The following is a 21,182-nucleotide window of genomic DNA, read 5'->3' as shown; positions in this document are numbered from 1 at the left end:
CCTTCAGGGGCGCGGGGAACTGCGCGACCGGCCACATCGGACCGGCGGACGAGAACCGGCCGCCACGGCCTGACGGCTTGGGTCGGCGACGCGGGCGCTTAATCGGCCCAGGCCGGACGCGGTGCGTGGGGCGGGTCGTGTGGCCGCTCAGGCAGCGCACGCGTCGGCGATCGAGCGGCTGTTCTCGTAGAGGTGGTGGCGCGTGACCCGGCCGTCCTCGACGGTCAGGCGCAGGGCGAAGGGGCCCTCGAAGGACTTGCCGGTGGCGCGCACGGTGCCCCACAGCCGGCCGAAGATCACGGCATCGGTGCCGTCGACGAGCAGGGTGTCGACCGTGGCACCGGCCTTCTCCGGCACCGTGTGCGTGGCCAGTTCGGCGGACTGGGCGGCGCACTCGGCGGCGGTGGTCCGCGGCCGGATCCACGGCACGCCCGGGTTCTCGGCGAGCATCCAGTCGACCTCGTCGGCGAAGAGGGCGGTCAGGCCCTCGCTGTCACCGCTGAGCCGGAAACCCAGGAAGGCCTGGACAGCGGCGCGGGTCGTCTCTTCGGTGGAGGGCTTGACGGTCATCCGGACTCCTCGGTCGGTGTTCCTGCGATGCCGTCGATACTTCCGCAGCGCCGGGGAAGGGTCGATTACGCCGGAGGTAATGCCGACGCCATTACGGTGACGGGGAGAGACCGAAGTGCGTGGGCCAGGGGAGGGGAAGTGCCGTGGGGCTTGGGGTCATTGCGGGGCTCGGCTGTTTTCCGGTGAAGTCGATGCTGGGGGAGGAGCGCGAGCGGCTCGTCCTCGACGAGCGGGGCGTGGCCGGTGACCGGCTGTGGGCCCTGCGCCACGAGGACGGGAAGCTGGGCAGTGGCAAGAACAGCCGCCGCTTCCGGCGGACGCCCGGGATGCTGGAGTACGCCGCCGCGTACGAGGGTGACGAGAGCGGCGAGGGAGACGGCGGTGATCCCGTGGTCACCACCCCGGACGGCGAGACCCTGCGCCCGGGCGACCCCCGGATCGGAGAACTCTTCGGCGCGGGCGTGGAATTGGCCCGCGAGGGCGAGGTGAGTCATCAGGACGCGGGCGCCGTCTCCCTCGTCGGCACCGCCTCGCTGCGCGCGCTCGGCGAGCTGCTCGGTGACTCCGACCCCGTAGACGTACGCAGGCTGCGCAAGAACATCGTGATCGGCACCGAGGAGCCGTGGATCGAGGAGGACTGGGTGGGACGCGAGATCGCCTTCGACGGCGGCCCGCGCCTGCGCGTCGTCGCGCGCATCGAGCGCTGCGTGATGACCACCCAGGCCCAGCGCGGCCTCCCGGCCGACAACCGCATCCTCAAGACGCTCACCGCGTCGCGCGGCATGTGCATCGGGGTGTACGCGGACGTCGTGACGCCCGGCACGCTCGCACTCGGGGCCGAGGTGACCGTCCTGTGAGCGCTCACGGCAAGGGAGTCCGGGCGGTGCTGCTGCTCGCGCTCGCCGTCACCGGAACGGTCACCGGCTGCTCCCTGGAGGAGAAGGCCGGCGGCTCCTCCGGACCTGACGCCGAGGCGGGCCCCGCGCTCGCCGCGGTCGACACGCTCACCGTCAAGGGCCGCGCGCCCAGGACCGGCTACGACCGCGACCGCTTCGGCAGCCCCTGGGCCGACACGGACTCCAACGACTGCGGCACCCGCGACGACATACTCAAGCGCGACCTCAAGGACGTGAAGTACCGTGACGGCGACTGCGAAGTGGTCTCCGGTGAGCTCTCGCCCGATCCGTACACCGGCAAAGACGTAACGTTCGTGCGCGGTCGCAGCCAGGTCGACATCGACCATCTCGTCGCCCTCTCCGACGCCTGGCAGAAGGGTGCGGGCAAGTGGGAGCCGAGCAAGCGCATCGCCTTCGCCAACGACCCGCTCAACCTGCTGGCCGTCGACGCGGGCCCCAACCGCGGCAAGGGGGACGGCGACACGGCCACGTGGCTGCCGCCGGACAAGGGCTACCGGTGCGCCTATGTGGCGCGGCAGGTGGCGGTCAAGAAGAAGTACGAGGTGTGGGTGACGGGCGCCGAACGGGACGCGATGAAGCGGGTCCTGTCGGCCTGTCCGCGGGAGAAGCTGCCCGTGGGCGAGGGACCGACGGCCGCGCCCGGACGGTTCCACGCGCGCTGAGCCGCTTCGTACGGCGGAAAACGACTTAACAGGCGGGCCCGCGCCAGCTAGCGTCCGCGGCATGGACCTGAAGATCACGACGCTGGCCGAGCGGCCCGGACTCGCCGGGCCGCTCTGGGCGATGGACGACACCTGGCCGGAGTTCATCGGCAACGACCCCATCGCGTGGTCGATGATCGGGCGCATCGTCAAGGACTTCCCCGAGTACGTCCTGGTGGCCACCGACGAGCGGGGCACGGTCGCGGCCAAGGCGTTCAGCGTGCCGTTCGCGCTGGCCGCCGACGGGCGCGGCGAACTGCCGGACGGCGGCTGGGACCAGGTCATGCTCTGGGCGTTCTCGGACCTGCGGCACGGCAGGAAGCCGGACACGGTGAGCGCGATCGAGATCACCGTGGCGACGGAGTTCCTCGGGCAGGGGGTCTCGGGGCGGATGCTCGCCGCGATGCGCGAGAACGCACGCGCGCGTGGCTTCGCGGAGGTCGTCGCCCCGGTCCGCCCGAACGCCAAGCACCTCGAACCGGCCGCGCTGATCGACGCGTACGCGGACCGCAGGCGGGACGACGGGCTGCCCGCCGACCCGTGGCTGCGGGTGCACGTACGGGCGGGCGGCACCATCGAGAAGGTGGCCCACGCGTCGATGACCGTGTCCGGTTCGCTCGCGCAGTGGCGGTCGTGGACCGGGCTGCCGTTCGACACCGCCGGTCCCGTCGAGGTGCCGGGCGCGCTGGTGCCGGTGCTCTGCGAGCCGGAGCGCGGGTACGCGGTGTACGTGGAGCCGAACGTGTGGGTGCGGCACGTGCTGTGAGCCCGGCCGCACCGCGGCCGACGTGGGGCGGGCGGGTCAGCCCGCGAGCTTGTCGATGTCCATGACGTCGCCGGCGGGCGGCTGCGCGTTCACCGGCTTGTCGAACTCGCTGAACGCCAGGCTCTCGGGCGTCTTGGCGGTCTCGTTCACGACCTTCAGCAGATACGGCTTGCCCTCCGTCGCGACGTAGAGGGTGTACCGGTCCTTGCCGTCGCTCTCGGTGAGCGTGAGGGCGGGTGTGCCGTCGACCGTGGTCGTCTTCCCCCTGCGGGCGGCGGAGTTGACGTCCTTGAACTCGGCGAGCAGCACGTCCAGGTCGCAGAACGAGGCGATGTCCTTGGCGTCGCCGCCGGTCGCGGAGGTCTTCACCCACCGGCCCGCGAGCATGTCCACGGCGGCCTCGGTCTCGGCCGCGGGCTGGCCCTTGCCCTGGGCGCGCAGGAACTCCTCGTCGTACTTCATGTAGACCGTGCGCGCGGTCGTGATCAGGTCGAGCGAACCCTCCCCGCCCATCCCCATCGTGCCCGCGCACTGCCCCTTGGTGTCGAAGGCCATGTCCAGCTCGATGGTGCCGGTCTCGTCGGGGACGCTGCCCTTCACCTTGAGAGACTTGGCGTCGGTCGTCGCCTTCACCGCCTTGTCGACGATGTCGGGCCCGGACATGCCGGGGAAGGGGCCGGTCTCCTTCTTGGCCTCCCTGCCGCCTTCCTTGGCGGCCCCCGTCACCTTCCCCTCGCTCTTCTTGGAGCCGCCTGTGTCGGTGCCGCAGGCCGTGAGGCCGACGGTCGCGGCAGTGGCCAGGCATACAGCGGCAAGAGTGGTACGTCGCATGAAGCGCATGAAGATCCCCCCACGGGAACTCGGAAGTGCTACCGATATCTCAGCAGAGCTTGTGAACCGAGTCAACACGAAGTGAGGTGCGTAGCTTGTTAACACCGTGAAGCGAGCGGTCCCGCGTGGGAGTGAGTACGATCGGCGCTCACGGCGCCGCGGTGGGCATCTCTTCGCGGCGGGGCAGCGGGACCGAGGGGAGCCAGTCGGTGGGGGAGAACGCGACAGAGGTGACCGCCGCCGGGATCGCCCGGCTCGCCGGTGTCGGCCGGGCGGCCGTCAGCAACTGGCGCCGCCGCCACCCCGACTTCCCCAAGCCCGTCGGAGGCACCGAGACCAGCCCCTCCTTCGCGCTCGTGGAGGTCGAGGCGTGGCTGCGCGCCCAGGGCAAGCTGGGCGAGCTGGGCGAGGTCCCGCTGAAGGAACGCGTCTGGCAGCACCTCGCGGGCCACCCCGCGGGCCCCGTCACCGCACTCCTTCACGCGGGCTGCGCCCTGCTCCTCGTGCACGACCGCCACCCGGACTGGCTCAAGGTGAGTGCGGTGTCGGACGAGCGGATGGCGGAGCTGCTGCCTGCGGCCCTCGAACAAGTCGTCACCCCGCGGTTCGGCGAACCCCCGGCCGTCGCGGCAGCCCCGCAGCGGGCGGCGGTGCACGTCCCGGACGCCGGACAGCTCCTGCCCTCCGTCCCGCTGCTGCGCGGCGCGGCCGAGCTCGCCTCCGAGCTGGGGGCCCGGCAGACGTACGAGTTCCTGATCGGGCGGTACATCGACGCCAACCCCCGCCAGTACACGCTCACTCCGGCCGGGCCCGCCGACCTGATGGCCGCGCTCGCGGGACCCGCCCCGACCGTGCTCGACCCCGCGTGCGGGACCGGCGCCCTGCTGCGAGCCGTCGCCCCCCGCCCGGACCAGCGCCTCCACGGCCAGGACAGCGCCCCCGAACTCGCCGCCCTCACCGCGCTGCGCCTCGCCCTGCACTCCGACGCCACCGTGCGCGCCGCGGCAGCCGACACCCTGCGCGCGGACGCCTTCGGCGAGGAGCGGGCCGACGCCGTGCTCTGCCACCCGCCGTTCAACGAACGCAACTGGGGGCACGACGAACTCGCCTACGACCCCCGCTGGGAGTACGGCTTCCCGGCCCGTACGGAGTCCGAACTCGCCTGGGTCCAGCACGCGTTGGCCCGCCTCCGGGACGGCGGCACCGCCGTCCTCCTGATGCCGCCCGCCGCCGCGTCCCGCCGCTCCGGGCGCCGTGTCCGCGCCGATCTCCTGCGCCGTGGCGCCCTGCGTGCCGTGATCGCGCTGCCCGCGGGCGCCGCGCCCCCGTACAACATCCCCCTGCACGTCTGGGTCCTGAAGAGGCCGACGCCCGGCGCGAAGACCCCGCCGGAGCTGCTCCTCGTCGAGACGGCGGGGCTCTGTGCCGCCGACGGCAGGGACCGGCAGGCGTGGCGTCCGGTGCAGGACACCGTGGTGGACGTCTGGCGCGGCTTCGACCGGCACGGCACGGTCGGCGAGCGGCCCGGTCTCGCCCGCAGCGTGCCGGTGCTCGAACTCCTCGACGACGAGGTCGACCTGGCCCCGGCCCGCCGTCTGCCGCCACCGGCCGCGGGCGGCGGGGCCGAGGAGCTGGCCGCCGTCCGCGAGCGGCTCGGCGAAGCCGTGCGGCGCACCGGAGATCTCATGCCGCCGCCCGCGAAACCGGGCGACGCGGAACACTGGCCGGTGACGACCGTGGGCGAACTGGCGCGCGCGGGCGCCCTGTTGCTGCGTACGGGGATGGGGCCGGGAGCGGGGCCGGGGTCCGGTGCTGCCGCCCCCGGCGTCACGCGCGTCCTCACCGAGCACGACGTGCTGGCCGGGACGGGGCCCTCCGGCACGCTCGACCCGATGGCCGCCCCGTCGGCCGATCCGGCACAGGACAGTTCCGTGGTGACCCGCCCCGGGGACGTCGTCATCCCTGTCTCCGGCGGCGGCACCGCGGCCCGCGTCATCGACGACGGCACCGCGGGCGCCGTGCTCGGCCGTGGGCTCACCCTCCTGCGCCCCGACCCGGCCGCCCTCGACCCGTGGTTCCTCGCCGGCTTCCTGCGCGGCACCGCCAACAACCGCCAGGCGAGCAGCTACGCCTCCACCGCCGCCAGGCTCGACGTCCGCCGACTGCGGCTGCCGCGCCTGCCGCTGGAGGGGCAGCGAGGCTACGGCGAGCGGTTTCGCGCACTCGCCGCCTTCGAGGACGCCCTGCGTCTCGCGGGCAGGCTGGGCGAACAGTTGGTGCGGGGACTGCACGACGGACTGACGGACGGCACGCTTCCGCCGGAATGAGTCGACCGGGTTCCGGGCGGGCGCGGGATCGGGCCGCGATCAGGACGTGACCAGTACGGCAACGGTTCGGTACAACCCCGGGCCGCTTCCACGTGTCGGCCTATACGCTCGAATCAGCATCAGTTCGTATTTCGACTTTCGGCCGTGCGTTCCCCCGCGGGAACGTACGGCCGCATCAGGCACCAGGAGCAGCCATGCACGGCCACGGCTATGCGCCGCAGCAACCGCCGCCGAACCCCGGCGGCTCCCACGTGACGCTGCGCGTGCTGTTCGTGGTCCTCGCCGTCGTCACCTGCGGCCTGCTCGCCTGGGCGCCGATGCTGCGCCTCGCGATCGTGACCCGCAAGTCGTACGACTGGGTGCTCTTCGGTCTCGTGACCGCGCTCGACGTGACGGCCCTCGTGCTCGTCGGCGTCGACCCGGGCGACGAGGAGTTCCAGGGACCGGGCAACGCGGGCATGGTCATCCTCCTGACCACGCTCCTCGCCGCCGTCGCCTACTACCTGTTCGCGGACATCCGGCACTTCAGCCGCTACCGGCAGCAGTACCCGGGCTACGCGGGACCGCAGCCCGCGTACGGCTACCCGCAGCAGCAGGGACCCGCCCCCGTCCACCTCCAGCCCACCCAACTGCACCAGCCGCCGGTCCAGCAGACGCCGCCCCCGCCCACGCGCCCCGCACCGGCCCGCATCCACCAAGTACAGGCCGAGCTCGACGAGCTCAGTGACTACCTGCGCAAGCAGGAAGGCGGCAACTGAACGTGTCATCGGGGACGTCACCGGGGGCGGGCGGCGGCGGTGGCCGCGGCGGCCGTGTCATCGCAGGGCGCTACGAACTCTCCACGCTCATCGGCCAGGGCGGCATGGGCCAGGTCTGGACGGCGTACGACCAGCGCCTCGACCGCCGCGTCGCGGTCAAGCTCCTGCGCCCCGACCGCGTCGCGGGCGCCGAGGCCGACGAACTGCGCCGCCGCTTCGTGCGCGAGTGCCGCGTCACCGCACAGGTCGACCACCCGGGCCTCGTCACCGTCCACGACGCGGGCACCGAGGGCGAGGACCTCTACCTCGTCATGCAGTACGTCGACGGGGCGGACCTCGGCGACCACCTCGCCGAACACGACCCCTACCCGTGGCAGTGGGCCGTCGCCATCGCCGCGCAGGTATGCGCCGTGCTCTCCGCGGTGCACGCCGTGCCGATCGTGCACCGCGACCTCAAGCCGCGCAACGTGATGGTCAAGCAGGACGGCACGATCAGCATCCTCGACCTGGGCATCGCCTCGGTCATGGACACCGACACCACCCGCCTCACCCACACCGGTTCGCCCATCGGCAGCCCCGCGTACATGGCCCCCGAGCAGGCGATGGGCGGCGCGGTAGGCCCGTACACCGATCTCTACGCCCTGGGCGTCCTTCTCCACGAACTCCTCAGCGGGGACGTGCCGTTCTCCGGTTCCACCGCGCTCGGCGTCCTGCACCGCCACCTCTACGAACCGCCGCTCCCGGTCCGCCGCCTGCGCGCGGAGGTCCCCGAGGCACTCGAAGCCCTGGTGCTCCGGCTCCTCGCCAAGGACCCCCAGCACCGGCACGCCAGCGCCCAGGAGGTCTACGAGGAACTGGTCCCGCTGCTCCCCGCGCGCGGCATACCGACCGGCGGTCCGCTCGACCCCACCCGCCCCTTCCTGCGCCCGCACGCCCCGTGGCCGGACCGCGCGACGACCCCGGCGCCCGCCCCCGCCATCCAGCCGGACCGGACCGACCACCGGCAGACCCCCGGCAGCCACACCGACGTGGTGCACGCGGTCGACGAGGTCAAGCGGCTCCTCGGCGAGGGCCGCATCACCCAGGCCGTGGACATCCTCGGCTCGATCCTGCCCGCGGCCGCCGCCAAGCACGGCGAGCACTCCCCGGTGGTCCGCTCCCTGCGCAAGCAGTACGCGGCGACCCTCATGGACGACGGTCAGTACCGCCGCGCCCTGCCCGAACTGCGCCGCCTCGCCGACGAGCGCGCCGCCGAGTCAGGCCAGGCCGACCCGCACTCCCTCCAGTTCCGCTACGAGGCCGCGCAGTGCCTGGAGCAACTGGGCGAACCGGCGGCGGCCCTCGCGGAGTACAGGGCGCTCCTCCCTTATTACGAGAACCGCTACGCATCCGACGACCGCGAGCGCCCTCTCGACATCCGCCGCCGCATCGGCCATCTGCTCCTCGCCCTCGGCGACCGCGCGGCGGCCCACGACACGCTGGCGCGCCTGCTGATGGACGCCGAACGGATGCACGGGGTCGGGCACCCGTTCCCGGCGGAGATCAGGCGGACGTTGCAGTGGCTGGGACAAGTGCGGGGTTAGTGCGGGCCGAGGGTGCCCCAACTCTCCGAGAATCGTTGGTCGAATAGGTGGCCGAGAGACCGGCCACTCCCTAACATCGATCACCGCAAGACTTTGTGCACCGCCGCACAATCTCCGACCGGGAGGCTCACTTGCACCGCCGCCGTCGCACCGCGCTCACCCTCTCCGCCGCCGCGATCGCCGCGGCCCCCCTCCTGACCGCCTGCGGCGCCGAAGCCCATCCGGGCGCCGCGGCCGTCGTGGGCAACGACCGGATCACGGTCTCGCAGCTGGAGGGCCGGGTGAACGAGGTGCGCGCCGCACAGCGCGCCGCGATCCCGGACGAGCAGCAGTACGAGCAGGCCATCGCCAAGTCCGGCGGCCTCACCCGCAGCACGCTGCACACGATGGTCCTCGACAAGGTGCTGCACCGCGCGGCCGTCGACGCCGGGGTGGACGTCTCACGCCGCGACATCCAGACGATGCGAGCGGGCCTCGAACAGCAGGCGGGCGGCAAGAAGCAGCTCGAACAGGGCTGGCTCCAGCAGTACAGCGTCGCCCCGTCCCAGCTGGAGGCCAGCCTCCGCACGGAGATCGAGGCGCAGAAGCTCGCCAGGAAACTGGGCGCGGACATGAACGCCCCGGAGGGCCAGGCGATCTTCTGGAAGGAGCTCTCCAAGGCCTCCAAGAAGCTGGACGTGAACCTGAACCCGCGCTACGGCACGTGGGACGTGGAGAAGAGCAAGCGCGCCGACAGCAAGACGCCGTGGGTGCGCGAGGTGTCCAAGGACGCCGCCGCGGCCCCCAAGCAGGCGTAAGGACGCCGGTCGGGGGCCGTCGGCGGCGTGGGTTACGTTCGACGGGTGAACGCAACCACGCTCCCGGCCGACGCCCCCGGCCGCGTCATCCTCCTCACCACCAGCCACCGGGTGGCCCCCGGCCTGCTGTCCTGGCCCGCGTGGCAGGCCCTGCACGGGGCCGACGAGGTCCTGTGCGCCGACGCCGCGCACCCTCAACTGCCGTACCTGCGCGAGGCGGGCGTGCGCGTGGAGCAGACGTCGCCCACGGCCCAGGAGCTCGTCGACGCCTGCGCCGGCGGCCGCACGGTCCTCGTCGTCGCCACGGCCGAGGGCGACAGCGCCCTGACGGACGGCCTCGCGAGGCTCGCGGGCTCGGGCCGCGTCGCGATGCCCGACCTGGAGCTGCTCCCGGCGTCGTACGACCTGCCGGGCGCGCGGCTCCTCGACCTCGTCCAGGTCATGGACCAGATCCGGGTCGAGTGCCCCTGGTCGTCCCAGCAGACGCACAAGGGCCTGGCGAAGTACGCGATCGAGGAGGCGTACGAACTGGTCGAGGCGATCGAGGAGGGCGACAGGGACGAACTGCGCGAAGAGCTGGGCGACGTCCTGCTTCAGGTGGTCTTCCACGCCCGTATCGCGGAGGAGGACGCCGAATCCCCCTTCTCCGTCGACGACGTGGCGGGCACGATCGTCGAGAAGCTCATCCACCGCCACCCGCACGTCTTCGGCGACGACTCGGCGGACACCCCCGAGGACGTCAAGGCGCACTGGCTCCGCACGAAGGCGGAGGAGAAGCAGCGCGCGTCGGTGACGGAGGGAATCCCCCTGGGCCAGCCGGGCCTGGCCCTCACCGCCAAGCTGGCCTCACGGGCACGGACGGCGGGCCTGGAGGTGCCGGTCCCCTCCGGGGAAGGAGTCGGCTACGAACTCCTCGCGCTGGCGCTGCGCGCGGAGGCGGACGGAGTCGACCCGGAGGCGGCCCTGCGGGCGGCGGCAAGGGCTTACCGGGATGCGGTGCTGGCGGCGGAGGGTGCGGGGACGGGGGCTTGAGGGGCGCGCGCAGCCACCGATTCTTCTTTGCGGGGCAGGCCGTACGCGGCGTCTATCTGGCCGACGTCACCACCACGGTCATGGCGCGAGCCGCCGCCTATCGCACCCCGCGGCTCGGCACGCTCGACGCCATTCACCTGGCGAGCGCCGACCCCTTCCGGCAGGACATCACGGAGTTCGTCACCTATGACCAGGAGTTGGCTCGCGCGGCCGAGGAGCTCGGCTTTCCGGTGAGCGCCCCGGCGTAGGAGGCTTCCGGCCCGTCCGGCGCTTGAGGACGAACTCGGCGGAGCCGGTGATGACGGCGCCGGATAACGTCGTCCCATGCAAGACCAGCCGCCCGCCCCCGCCGGGGACACCCCCGCTGCCTGCCCCGCAGGGGCCCACGTGTCCGAGGCCCAGGGGCCAGTCGCACCAGAGCTCTTCACCTGGGAGTTCGCCACCGACCCCTACCCCGCCTACGCCTGGCTCCGCGAGCACGCGCCCGTGCGCAAGACGCGGCTGCCCAGTGGTGTGGACGCATGGCTGGTCACCCGGTACGCCGACGCCAAGCAGGCGCTCGCCGACCAGCGGCTCAGCAAGAACCCGGCCCATCACGGCGAGCCCGCGAAGGGCAAGACCGGCATCCCCGGCGAGCGCAGCGCCAACCTCATGACGCATCTGCTCAACATCGACCCGCCGGACCACACCCGCCTGCGCCGCCTCGTCTCCAAGGCGTTCACGCCCCGCCGTATCGCCGAGTTCGCCCCCCGCGTCCAGGAACTGACCGACCACCTCATCGACCAGTTCGCGGAGAAGGGGGAGGCCGACCTCATCCACGACTTCGCCTTCCCGCTCCCCATCTACGCGATCTGCGACCTGCTCGGCGTCCCCCGCGAGGACCAGGACGACTTCCGCGACTGGGCGGGCATGATGATCCGGCACGGGGGAGGGCCCAGGGGCGGGGTCGCCCGGTCCGTCAAGAAGATGCGCGGCTATCTCGCCGAGCTGATCCACCGCAAGCGGCTGGAGCCGGGCGACGACCTCATCTCCGGACTCATCCGCGCCTCCGACCACGGCGAGCACCTCACCGAGAACGAGGCCGCCGCGATGGCCTTCATCCTTCTCTTCGCGGGATTCGAGACCACCGTCAATCTCATCGGCAACGGCACGTACGCCCTCCTCACCCACCCCGAGCAGCGCGAGCGGCTCCAGGAGTCGCTCGCGGGCGGCGACATCGGCCTCCTGGAAACGGGACTGGAGGAGCTCCTCCGCTTCGACGGTCCCGTCGAACTCGCCACCTGGCGGTACGCCACCGAGCCGCTGACCGTCGGAGGGGAGGACATCGCCGCCGGCGACCCCGTCCTCGTGGTCCTCGCCGCCGCTGATCGCGACCCCGCGCGATTCGACCGGCCGGACACGCTCGACCTCTCCCGCCGCGACAACCAACACCTCGGCTACGGCCATGGCATTCATTACTGTCTCGGCGCACCGCTGGCCAGACTCGAAGGGCAGGCCGCCCTCGCGACCCTCCTGCGGCGCCTCCCTGACCTGCGCCTGGCGGTGGAACCTGGTGATTTGAGATGGCGCGGCGGGCTGATCATGCGGGGACTGCGCACGCTTCCCGTGGAGTTCACACCCGCACAGCAGAGCAAATAATCGACCCCTGGAACGACGTTTAGCTGACGGACCGTCAAGACTGTGACTTTCACGTGATCTCCGCTGCATCGACTTGTGACAAGCGTTCGACTGCCGCTACGTTCACCGACGACTCGGCATCCCGTGCCGCAGTCGTCGCTCCAGTCACGCGAAAGGCAACCGCATGCTCTCCGGCAATGGTCGTCACCGACGCCCCCGCCAGGCCCCGGCCCTGATCGTCGCGGCAGGAGTGGCGGGATCGGCCATCGCGATCCCGCTGCTCGGCGCCACCAGCGCGAGCGCGGCGGACACCGCCACGTGGGACAAGGTCGCGGAGTGCGAGAGCGGCGGATCCTGGAGCTCGGACGCGGGCAACGGCTACTACGGCGGGCTCCAGCTCTCGCAGGAGACCTGGGAGGAGTACGGCGGCCTCGACTTCGCGCCGAGCGCCGACCAGGCGAGCCGTTCCCAGCAGATCTCCGTGGCCGAGAAGATTCTCGACGACCAGGGGCCCGACCACTGGCCGAGCTGCGCGCCGGTCGCCGGTCTCACCGAGGGCGGCGCCGCCGCCGACGTCGACCCGGGCGCCCCGATCACGACCATCCCTTCTGACGAGCCGTCGGAATCGACCGGTTCGGACGACGAGTCGTCGAAGCCGGGCGGGTCGGATGAGACGGACGCGTCGCCGAGCGAGTCGGCCGACCCCTCGGACGACGCCGAGCCGTCCGGGAAGCCGGACGCCGACGACGCGTCACGAGACAAGAATCACGACGAGTCGGGCAAGTCGGATGACTCGGACGAGTCGGCCGAGGCCGGTGACTCGACCAAGTCCGGTGACCCGGACAAGTCCGGGCGCGAAGAGGCCACTTCGCCCGCCCCCACCCCCTCCACCGGCGAGGGCGAAGGCCGCCACCGCGGCGGCAGCGCCGACGACGAGGCGTCCGAAGGCTCAGCCCGCGAGGGTTCGGGCCGGCACGCCTCACGCGGCGACGAGCGCGAGCACGACGTCACCGACGGGACGTACACGGTCCGTTCCGGGGACAGCCTCTCGGTCATCGCCGACGACCTGGAGGTGCAGGGCGGGTGGACCGAGCTGTACGCCGAGAACGAGAAGTCGGTCGGCACCGACCCCGACCTCATCCTTCCCGGTCAGAGCCTCGATTTGGGCGAAAAGTAGGGGTAGTTGGCGAGTCGCTTTGCGCTTGATGTCCCAATTGGCGCAAGTGAGACATGGGTCTCAGAAGCCCTGATCGTCTTTGAAATTCGGGCGATCGCATGTCTACGGTCGTGACCGCTCGCCACAGCGGGCCCCGCCGGTCGGTACGCCGAGTCCTGCCAACGGCCGTTCGGGAACAGTCGTCGCGTAAGCGCCGTAGGCAGGAGCGGGGGACCCAAGGTTTCCGCCGGGCCCGGCCGTTGAACGGCCTCGCGAGAGCGAGGCGGGGAGACGGACGGGAACGGCTAGGGGTTAAGTCGCACTCAGGAAGTGCGGCCGGGCAACTTCATCGGCCCGAACCCGACAGCTCACCTCGCAGGCGTCGGTGAGGGGATCACTCATGCTGTTTTCCAGCAAGGGCAAGCACCGCCGCCCGTCCAAGGCCACCCGTGTCGCCACGCTCGCCGGCGTCACCGGTGTCGCGGTCGCAGCCCCGCTGATGGCGGCCGGCCAGGCCTCCGCCGCCACGAACTCCGAGTGGGACGCCGTCGCCCAGTGCGAGTCGGGCGGCAACTGGTCCATCAACACCGGCAACGGCTACACGGGCGGCCTGCAGTTCTCGTCGTCCACCTGGGCGGCGTACGGCGGCACGAAGTACGCGCCCACCGCCGACAAGGCCTCCAAGGCCCAGCAGATCGAGATCGGCGAGAAGGTCCTCGCGGGTCAGGGCAAGGGTGCCTGGCCGAGCTGCGGTGTCGGCCTCTCGGGCGCCTCCAACGAGGGTGGCGGTGCGCAGGAGAGCGCCCCGCAGCAGACCCAGGAGCAGCCCAAGAGCCAGCCCACGCCGCAGACCGAGCAGCCGCAGCAGGCCGCTCCGAAGGCGGAGGCCGCGCCGAAGGCCGAGTCCAAGAAGACCGTCGAGACCCCGACCGGCAAGACGGTCAAGAAGGGTGACGGCGAGTACAAGGTCAAGAAGGGTGACACCCTCTCCAAGATCGCCAAGGCGGAGGACGTCAAGGGCGGCTGGCACAAGGTGTACAAGCTCAACGGCGACATCATCGAGAACGCCGACATGATCTTCCCCGGTCAGCAGCTCCACCTGAGCTAAGCGGTAGCTGCCGTCCCCACCCCGTCCCCTCGGGTCCACCCCGCCCCGGTGCGCGTATCCCCCGTACGCACCGGGGCGGGGTATGTTTGTTCCGTTCGGAAACTTTTTGCTCTCGGTTTGTCCACAGGACGGTCGCTCGGCTGGCTCTTGTCCGGGAGCCGGTTAGGCTCGTGTCCGCGAGGCCAACGCCTCGCGTACCCGCGTCACATCCCAGAAGGAGATGCTCGTGCCGTCCATCGACGTCGTCGTAGCCCGGGAAATCCTGGACTCCCGAGGCAACCCCACGGTCGAGGTCGAGGTCGGCCTCGACGACGGCAGCACGGGTCGTGCCGCCGTTCCGTCCGGTGCGTCCACCGGTGCTTTCGAGGCCATCGAACTCCGTGACGGTGACCCCAACCGTTACATGGGCAAGGGCGTGGAGAAGGCCGTCCTCGCCGTCATCGAGCAGATCGGCCCGGAGCTCGTCGGGTACGACGCGACCGAGCAGCGCCTGATCGACCAGGCGATGTTCGACCTCGACGCCACCGACAACAAGGGCTCGCTCGGCGCCAACGCCATCCTCGGCGTCTCGCTCGCCGTCGCGCACGCCGCGTCGGAGGCCTCCGACCTCCCGCTCTTCCGCTACCTCGGCGGCCCGAACGCGCACCTGCTGCCCGTTCCGATGATGAACATCCTGAACGGCGGGTCGCACGCCGACTCGAACGTCGACATCCAGGAGTTCATGATCGCGCCGATCGGCGCCGAGTCGTTCTCCGAGGCCCTGCGCTGGGGCACCGAGGTCTACCACACGCTGAAGAAGGTCCTGAAGGACAAGGGCCTCTCCACCGGCCTGGGCGACGAGGGCGGCTTCGCCCCGAACCTGGAGTCCAACCGCGCCGCGCTCGACCTCATCCTCGAGGCCATCAAGCAGGCCGGTTACGTCCCCGGCGAGCAGATCGCGCTCGCGCTCGACGTCGCCGCGTCCGAGTTCTACAAGGACGGCTCGTACGACTTCGAGGGCAAGTCCCGCTCGGCCGCCGAGATGACCGAGTACTACGAGGAGCTCGTCGCCTCGTACCCCCTCGTCTCCATCGAGGACCCGCTGTTCGAGGACGACTGGGCCGGCTGGAACGTCATCACCGAGAAGCTCGGCGACAAGGTCCAGCTCGTCGGCGACGACCTGTTCGTCACCAACCCCGAGCGCCTCGCCCGTGGCATCGAGGAGAAGTCGGCCAACGCCCTCCTGGTGAAGGTCAACCAGATCGGCTCGCTGACCGAGACCCTCGACGCCGTCGAGATGGCGCAGCGCAGCGGCTTCAAGTGCATGATGTCGCACCGCTCCGGCGAGACCGAGGACGTCACCATCGCCGACCTCGCCGTCGCCACCAACTGCGGCCAGATCAAGACCGGCGCCCCGGCCCGCTCCGAGCGCGTCGCCAAGTACAACCAGCTCCTGCGCATCGAGGAGATCCTGGACGACGCCGCGGTGTACGCGGGCCGTAGCGCGTTTCCCCGCTTCAAGGGCTGACGCCCTGCGCTCGGCGGTCCCCCGCTTCAAGGGCTGAACAGCTCAGGTGCTCGGCTCCGCTGAGTAGATACGTACGTCCCCGTACTCGGTCCCGTACCGTGTGCGGGGACGTTCGTACGTATCGGGGAGGCGGCACACATGGCCGTGAAGGACCGCGACCGGTTCTCCACCGCGACCAGGCTGCGGCTGCTCGGCGAGCAGACCGCGGAGCGTGTCTACCGCTCCCAGACCAAGCGCCAGGCGCGCCGCTCCCGGCTCACGGGACGCGCCGCGCTCCTCGCGCTCGTGCTGTGCTCGCTGGTCGTCGCGCTCGCCTACCCGATAAGGCAGTACGTCTCCCAGCGCGCGGAGATCGCCGACCAGCGCAAGGAGCAGGCCGAGCGCCGCGAGCACGTCGAGAGGCTGAAGGACGAGAAGGCCCGCTGGCGTGACGACGCGTACGCGGAGCAGCGCATCCGGGACCGGCTGCACTATGTGATGCCGGGTGAGACCGGCTACACGGTGATCGACCCCGAGGCGGCGCAGAAGCAGCGCACCGACCAGGGGGCCGCCGCCAGGCCCTGGTACTCGAACGTATGGGACGGCGTCGACAAGGCGGACCGCCCGGCCGACGACGGCTGAGCTCCGTAAGCCCCACGACGACTGAGCCCCACAGAAACCTCTACGGAACCGATCGAAAGACAGGCATGGAAACGCCCCCGCCGACCACCCCGCGCACCGAGCCCACCGACGCCGACGTCGAGGCATTCAAGCAGCAGCTCGGCCGCCCGCCGCGCGGCCTGCGGGCCATCGCCCACCGCTGCCCGTGCGGGCAGCCGGACGTCGTCGAGACGGCGCCGCGCCTTCCCGACGGGACGCCGTTCCCGACGACGTACTACCTGACGTGCCCGCGGGCCGCGTCCGCGATCGGCACCCTTGAGGCCAACGGCGTCATGAAGGAGATGTCGGAGCGTCTGAAGACGGACCCCGAGCTGGCCGCGGCCTACCGCAAGGCGCACGAGGACTACATCGCGCGCCGTGACGCCATCGAGGTCCTGGAGGGCTTCCCGAGCGCGGGCGGCATGCCGGACCGCGTGAAGTGCCTGCACGTCCTGGTCGGCCACTCGCTGGCCGCGGGTCCCGGCGTGAATCCGCTGGGCGACGAGGCGATCGCGATGCTCCCGGAGTGGTGGCGCAAGGGAGCGTGCGTGTCCCTCGCGGAGGGTGAGCCCGCGGGGGAGAGCACGGGAGAGCCCGCATGACCCGCGTCGCCGCGATCGACTGCGGCACGAACTCCATCCGCCTCCTTGTGGCGGACGCCGACCCGCGGACCGGTGAACTCGTCGACCTGGACCGCAGGATGACGATCGTCCGCCTCGGCCAGGGCGTGGACAAGACGGGCCGTCTGGCCCCGGAGGCCCTGGAGCGGACCTTCGCCGCGTGCCGCGAGTACGCCGAGGTCATCAAGGCCCACGGCGCCGAACGCGTCCGTTTCGTGGCGACCTCCGCCTCCCGCGACGCCGAGAACCGCGACGACTTCGTCCGCGGGGTCCTGGACATCCTCGGCGTCGAGCCGGAGGTCATCAGCGGTGACCAGGAGGCCGAGTTCTCCTTCACGGGGGCGACGAAGGAGCTGACGGGCAGCGATCACCTCGCCAAGCCGTATCTCGTCGTCGACATCGGCGGCGGCTCCACGGAGTTCGTCGTCGGCGACGACACCGTCCGCGCCGCCCGCTCCGTCGACATCGGCTGTGTGCGCCTCACGGAGCGGCACATCCGCAGCGATCCGCCCGCGCTCGCCGAACTGGCCGCCGTCCGCGCCGACATCACGGCCGCGCTCGACCTGGCCGAGGAGACGGTGCCGATCCGCGAGGCGCGCACCCTGGTCGGCCTCGCGGGCTCGGTGACGACGGTGTCCGCGATCGCGCTCGGCCTCGACGCGTACGACTCCGCGGCGATCCACCACTCCCGTGTCTCCTACGAGCAGGTGAGCGAGATCGTCGGCCGTCTGGCCGGGGCCACGCACGACGAGCGGGCCGCGATCCCGGTGATGCATCCGGGGCGCGTGGACGTGATCGTGTCGGGCGCCCTCGTCCTCCTTTCGATCATGGAAAGGACCGGTGCGCGGGAGGTTGTCGTCAGTGAGCACGACATCCTCGACGGCATCGGCTGGTCGATCGCCTGAGCGCCTGATGTAGCGTCTGAGCGGCTGTCGAGGGGCCCGGAAGGGCCCCCGACGACATGCCGTCGGGAAAGTTCGTGAAGTTCTTCACAAGGAAATCGGCTCGGTTGGTCGATGTTCAGGGGTTCCGGACCCCTAAAAGTGACCCGAGAGGGCCCCGCGACCCACGACAGTGAAGGTTCGGGAGGGGGTCCGGAGGGTGGGTCCATCGAGTGGTCCACTGCGTCCGATGGGCCAGAGCGGCAGCTCACAAGGGGTGCACAACGTCCCGGGTCATCCCGTGGTTCCCCTGGGGCTCTATGGCCTGCGTCACGTGGGCGGCGAACTATAGCAGAGGGTCCACCCATGCTTGTGAAGGGGCGCACGAGCGACCCCCGCCGGGCAGGTGGATACTCGATGGCATGAGCACCACGGAGCGTCCCAGGATCCTCGTAGTAGGCGGTGGGTACGTAGGCCTGTACGCAGCTCGGCGCATTCTCAAGAAGATGCGCTACGGAGAGGCGACCGTCACGGTCGTCGACCCCCGGTCGTACATGACCTACCAGCCCTTCCTCCCCGAAGCCGCCGCCGGCAGCATTTCGCCTCGGCACGTCGTCGTCCCGCTGCGACGCGTGCTGCCCAAGGCGGAAGTTCTGACCGGCCGGGTCACCACCATCGACCAGGACCGCAAGGTCGCCACGATCGCCCCCCTCGTGGGCGAGGCGTACGAGCTGCCTTTCGACTACCTGGTCATCGCGATGGGCGCGGTCTCCCGCACCTTCCCGATCCCCGGCCTCGCCGAGCAGGGCATCGGCATGAAGGGCATCGAGGAGGCCATCGGCCTGCGCAACCACGTCCTCGAGCAGCTGGACAAGGCTGACTCCACGACGGACGAGGACGTCCGCCGCAAGGCGCTGACCTTCGTCTTCGTCGGCGGTGGCTTCGCGGGTGCGGAGACCATCGGTGAGGTCGAGGACATGGCCCGCGACGCGGCCAAGTACTACAACAACGTGAAGCGCGAGGACATGCGCTTCGTGCTCGTCGACGTCGCGGACAAGATCCTCCCCGAGGTCGGCCCGAAGCTCGGCCAGTACGGCAAGGAGCACCTCGAGGGCCGCGGTGTCGAGGTCTACCTCAAGACCGGCATGGACTCCTGCGTGGACGGCCACGTGGTGCTCAACAACGGCCTCGAGGTCGACTCCAGCACCATCGTGTGGACCGCGGGCGTCAAGCCCAACCCGGCGCTCGCCCGCTTCGGTCTGCCGCTCGGCCCCCGTGGCCACGTCGACACCCAGACGACCCTCCAGGTCCAGGGCACCGACTACATCTGGGCCGCGGGCGACAACGCCCAGGTCCCGGACATGGTCGGCCGCAAGGCCGGCAACGAGAACGCCTGGTGCCCGCCGAACGCCCAGCACGCGCTGCGTCAGGCCAAGGTCCTCGGCGACAACGTGATCTCCGGCATGCGGGGCTTCCCGCAGAAGGAGTACAGCCACGCCAACAAGGGTGCGGTCGCCGGTCTCGGCCTGCACAAGGGCGTCGCGATGATCGTCATGGGCAAGATGAAGATCAAGCTCAAGGGCCGTCTCGCCTGGTACATGCACCGCGCGTACCACGGCATGGCGATGCCGACGTTCAACCGCAAGATCCGCGTCTTCGCGGACTGGACTCTCGCGGTCTTCCTCAAGCGTGAGGTCGTCTCGCTCGGTGCCATGGAGACTCCTCGCGAGGAGTTCTACGAGGCCGCCAAGCCCGCGCCGAAGCCCGCCGCGGCCAAGGCCGAGGCCCCGGCCGTCAAGGCCGAGGAGAAGGCCAAGGCCTCCTGACCTCCGGTCACTGATCCACCCCGAAGGGGCCGTCCGCCATCCGTGGTGCGGGCGGCCCCTTCGGGCTTTCCCGGCGCCGTATACATGGTGCTTACACTTATTTTGCCGATCCGTGACGCGGCAACGGGACTGCGCAAGCGTCGTGTTGGTGTTTACGTGGTGTTGAGCTGTCCGGGATTTCCGTCACGGAGGTGTGCACCATGCCACACGCCGCACTGCGGCTAGAGAGCCTCGCCGAACAACTGCTGGGAGCCCCGCTCCCCGTGCGCATTCGTGCCTGGGACGGTTCGGAAGCAGGCCCGCCGGGTGCCCCCATCCTCGTTGTACGCAGCCGCCGCGCCCTGCGCCGTCTGATGTGGAAGCCGGGCGAGCTGGGCCTGGCCCGCGCCTGGGTGGCCGGGGACCTGGACGTCGAGGGCGATCTGTACGCCGCGCTCGAACGGCTCGCCGGGTTCATCTGGGAGCGCGACGAGGACGCCAAGAGTCTCAGGGAGTCGCTGCGCGACCCGCGGTTCCGCGCCGCAGCCCGCGGCCTGATCGGACTCGCCGCGCCCTTCCTGCCGCCCGCCCCGCCGCCGGAGGAGATGCGCAGGCGGCGCACCCTCCACCTGCACACCAAGCGCAGCGACCGGCAGGCCATCAGCCACCACTACGACGTGGGCAACGACTTCTACGAGCTGGTGCTCGGCCCCTCGATGGTCTACTCGTGCGCCTACTGGGAGTCGCCCGACGGCACCCTGGAGGACGCCCAGCGCGACAAGCTCGACCTCATCTCCCGCAAGCTCGCCCTGAAGCCCGGCATGCGCCTGCTCGACGTCGGCTGCGGCTGGGGCTCCATGGCGATCCACGCGGCCCGCGAGCACGGTGTCACCGTCGTCGGCGTCACGCTCTCCCAGGAGCAGGCCGCGTACGCCAGGAAACGCATCGCGGAGGAGGGCCTGACCGACCGGGTCGAGATCCGCGTCCAGGACTACCGCGACGTGCGCGACGGTCCGTACGACGCCATCTCCTCCATCGGCATGGCCGAACACGTCGGCGCCGAGAGGTACTTGGAGTACGCACAGGACCTGCACGCCCTCCTCAAGCCCGGTGGCCGGCTCCTCAACCACCAGATCGCGCGCCGCCCGCAGGCCGACGAGTCGAGTTACGAGGTCGACGCCTTCATCGACGCCTATGTCTTCCCCGGCGGCGAGCTCGCCCCCGTGGGGTCCACCGTCGCGCAGCTGGAGCGCGCCGGGTTCGAGGTGCGTGACGTGGAGGCGATCCGCGAGCACTACGCCCTCACCCTGCGCCGCTGGGTCGCCAACCTGGAGGCCCGCTGGAAGGAGGGCCAGCGGCTCACCTCGCCCGGCCGCGCCCGCATCTGGCGCCTCTACATGGCGGCCTCCGCGCTCTCCTTCGAGCGCAACCGCATCGGCGTCAACCAGGTCCTCGCGGTGAAGACCCCGGAGGCCGGCACCTCCGGGATGCCGCTGCGGGCCCGCGCCTGGCAGTAGGACGTACGCGAGCGGGGCCCCGGACGGCGTGTGCGTCCGGGGCCCCGCTT

At 71.1% G+C, this 21,182-nt stretch carries 20 protein-coding genes and 1 riboswitch; of the genes, 18 read left to right on the top strand and 2 right to left on the bottom strand.

What is annotated here, in order from left to right:
• Positions 1-147: 147 nt before the first annotated feature.
• Positions 148-570: a nuclear transport factor 2 family protein gene (locus tag AB0I66_RS33200; protein WP_363211696.1), complete on the bottom strand. Its 423-nt coding sequence runs from the start codon at positions 568-570 to the stop codon at positions 148-150.
• A gap of 143 nt (positions 571-713) precedes the next feature.
• Here AB0I66_RS33200 and AB0I66_RS33195 point away from each other — a divergent pair, with 143 nt between their 5' ends.
• The 3 genes from AB0I66_RS33195 (at position 714) to AB0I66_RS33185 (ending at position 2,954) form a co-directional block, all read left to right on the top strand.
• The gene (locus AB0I66_RS33195) at positions 714-1,427 is read left to right on the top strand and encodes an MOSC N-terminal beta barrel domain-containing protein (RefSeq protein WP_363211695.1); all 714 of its coding nucleotides are present in this window, start codon (positions 714-716) and stop codon (positions 1,425-1,427) included.
• 32 nt (positions 1,428-1,459) lie between these two features.
• The gene (locus AB0I66_RS33190) at positions 1,460-2,149 is read left to right on the top strand and encodes an HNH endonuclease family protein (protein ID WP_363211971.1); all 690 of its coding nucleotides are present in this window, start codon (positions 1,460-1,462) and stop codon (positions 2,147-2,149) included.
• 61 nt (positions 2,150-2,210) lie between these two features.
• The gene (locus AB0I66_RS33185) at positions 2,211-2,954 is read left to right on the top strand and encodes an N-acetyltransferase (RefSeq protein WP_363211694.1); all 744 of its coding nucleotides are present in this window, start codon (positions 2,211-2,213) and stop codon (positions 2,952-2,954) included.
• 36 nt (positions 2,955-2,990) lie between these two features.
• Here AB0I66_RS33185 and AB0I66_RS33180 read toward each other — a convergent pair whose 3' ends face one another.
• The gene (locus AB0I66_RS33180) at positions 2,991-3,785 is read right to left on the bottom strand and encodes a hypothetical protein (protein ID WP_363211693.1); all 795 of its coding nucleotides are present in this window, start codon (positions 3,783-3,785) and stop codon (positions 2,991-2,993) included.
• A gap of 209 nt (positions 3,786-3,994) precedes the next feature.
• Between AB0I66_RS33180 and AB0I66_RS33175 the strand changes: the two genes are divergently transcribed.
• The 15 genes from AB0I66_RS33175 to AB0I66_RS33105 all read left to right on the top strand — a co-directional run bounded on the left by AB0I66_RS33175 (position 3,995) and on the right by AB0I66_RS33105 (position 21,132).
• Positions 3,995-6,112, top strand: coding sequence for an N-6 DNA methylase (locus AB0I66_RS33175; protein ID WP_363211692.1), 2,118 nt, complete (start codon positions 3,995-3,997; stop codon positions 6,110-6,112).
• A gap of 194 nt (positions 6,113-6,306) precedes the next feature.
• Positions 6,307-6,870, top strand: a complete 564-nt coding sequence (locus AB0I66_RS33170) for a hypothetical protein (RefSeq protein ID WP_363211691.1) — start codon at positions 6,307-6,309, stop codon at positions 6,868-6,870.
• A 59-nt stretch (positions 6,871-6,929) separates the two neighbouring features.
• Positions 6,930-8,453 carry a serine/threonine-protein kinase gene (locus tag AB0I66_RS33165; RefSeq protein WP_363211970.1) on the top strand — a complete coding sequence of 508 codons (1,524 nt, stop codon included), beginning with the start codon at positions 6,930-6,932 and terminating at the stop codon, positions 8,451-8,453.
• A gap of 131 nt (positions 8,454-8,584) precedes the next feature.
• Positions 8,585-9,250, top strand: a complete 666-nt coding sequence (locus AB0I66_RS33160) for a SurA N-terminal domain-containing protein (protein WP_363211690.1) — start codon at positions 8,585-8,587, stop codon at positions 9,248-9,250.
• Between the two features lie 45 nt (positions 9,251-9,295).
• The gene (locus AB0I66_RS33155) at positions 9,296-10,282 is read left to right on the top strand and encodes a nucleoside triphosphate pyrophosphohydrolase (protein ID WP_363211689.1); all 987 of its coding nucleotides are present in this window, start codon (positions 9,296-9,298) and stop codon (positions 10,280-10,282) included.
• On the top strand, positions 10,279-10,530 hold the full coding sequence (locus AB0I66_RS33150) for a PIN domain-containing protein (protein ID WP_363211688.1): 252 nt from the start codon (positions 10,279-10,281) through the stop codon (positions 10,528-10,530). The genes AB0I66_RS33155 and AB0I66_RS33150 overlap by 4 nt, the downstream gene beginning before the upstream one ends.
• A gap of 76 nt (positions 10,531-10,606) precedes the next feature.
• Complete coding sequence (locus tag AB0I66_RS33145; protein WP_363211686.1) at positions 10,607-11,920, top strand: cytochrome P450; 1,314 nt, start codon at positions 10,607-10,609, stop codon at positions 11,918-11,920.
• Positions 11,921-12,083: 163 nt separating this feature from the next.
• The gene (locus AB0I66_RS33140; RefSeq protein WP_363211685.1) at positions 12,084-13,076 is read left to right on the top strand and encodes a transglycosylase family protein; all 993 of its coding nucleotides are present in this window, start codon (positions 12,084-12,086) and stop codon (positions 13,074-13,076) included.
• A gap of 181 nt (positions 13,077-13,257) precedes the next feature.
• A riboswitch (cyclic di-AMP (ydaO/yuaA leader) is annotated at positions 13,258-13,452 on the top strand.
• Positions 13,453-13,455: 3 nt separating this feature from the next.
• Positions 13,456-14,163, top strand: coding sequence for a transglycosylase family protein (locus AB0I66_RS33135; RefSeq protein ID WP_363211684.1), 708 nt, complete (start codon positions 13,456-13,458; stop codon positions 14,161-14,163).
• Positions 14,164-14,389: 226 nt separating this feature from the next.
• Positions 14,390-15,670: a phosphopyruvate hydratase gene (gene eno / locus AB0I66_RS33130; protein ID WP_363211683.1), complete on the top strand. Its 1,281-nt coding sequence runs from the start codon at positions 14,390-14,392 to the stop codon at positions 15,668-15,670.
• Positions 15,671-15,808: 138 nt separating this feature from the next.
• Complete coding sequence (locus AB0I66_RS33125) at positions 15,809-16,291, top strand: septum formation initiator family protein (protein WP_363211682.1); 483 nt, start codon at positions 15,809-15,811, stop codon at positions 16,289-16,291.
• Positions 16,292-16,356: 65 nt separating this feature from the next.
• The gene (locus AB0I66_RS33120) at positions 16,357-16,911 is read left to right on the top strand and encodes a DUF501 domain-containing protein (RefSeq protein ID WP_363211681.1); all 555 of its coding nucleotides are present in this window, start codon (positions 16,357-16,359) and stop codon (positions 16,909-16,911) included.
• Complete coding sequence (locus tag AB0I66_RS33115; RefSeq protein WP_363211680.1) at positions 16,908-17,834, top strand: Ppx/GppA phosphatase family protein; 927 nt, start codon at positions 16,908-16,910, stop codon at positions 17,832-17,834. Before AB0I66_RS33120 ends, AB0I66_RS33115 begins: the two co-directional genes overlap by 4 nt.
• 398 nt (positions 17,835-18,232) lie before the next feature.
• Positions 18,233-19,636 (top strand): NAD(P)/FAD-dependent oxidoreductase, encoded by a 1,404-nt coding sequence (locus AB0I66_RS33110; protein WP_363211678.1) that lies wholly within the window; start codon positions 18,233-18,235, stop codon positions 19,634-19,636.
• Positions 19,637-19,836: 200 nt separating this feature from the next.
• Complete coding sequence (locus tag AB0I66_RS33105) at positions 19,837-21,132, top strand: cyclopropane-fatty-acyl-phospholipid synthase family protein (protein WP_363211676.1); 1,296 nt, start codon at positions 19,837-19,839, stop codon at positions 21,130-21,132.
• The last annotated feature ends 50 nt before the right edge of the window (positions 21,133-21,182 follow it).

Origin of the sequence: Streptomyces sp. NPDC050439 (genome assembly GCF_040655335.1) — a bacterium.
In the GTDB taxonomy this organism is placed as follows: domain Bacteria; phylum Actinomycetota; class Actinomycetes; order Streptomycetales; family Streptomycetaceae; genus Streptomyces.
The sequence above is the reverse complement of the archived record's forward strand: the minus strand, read 5'-3'. Positions and strand labels throughout refer to the sequence as shown.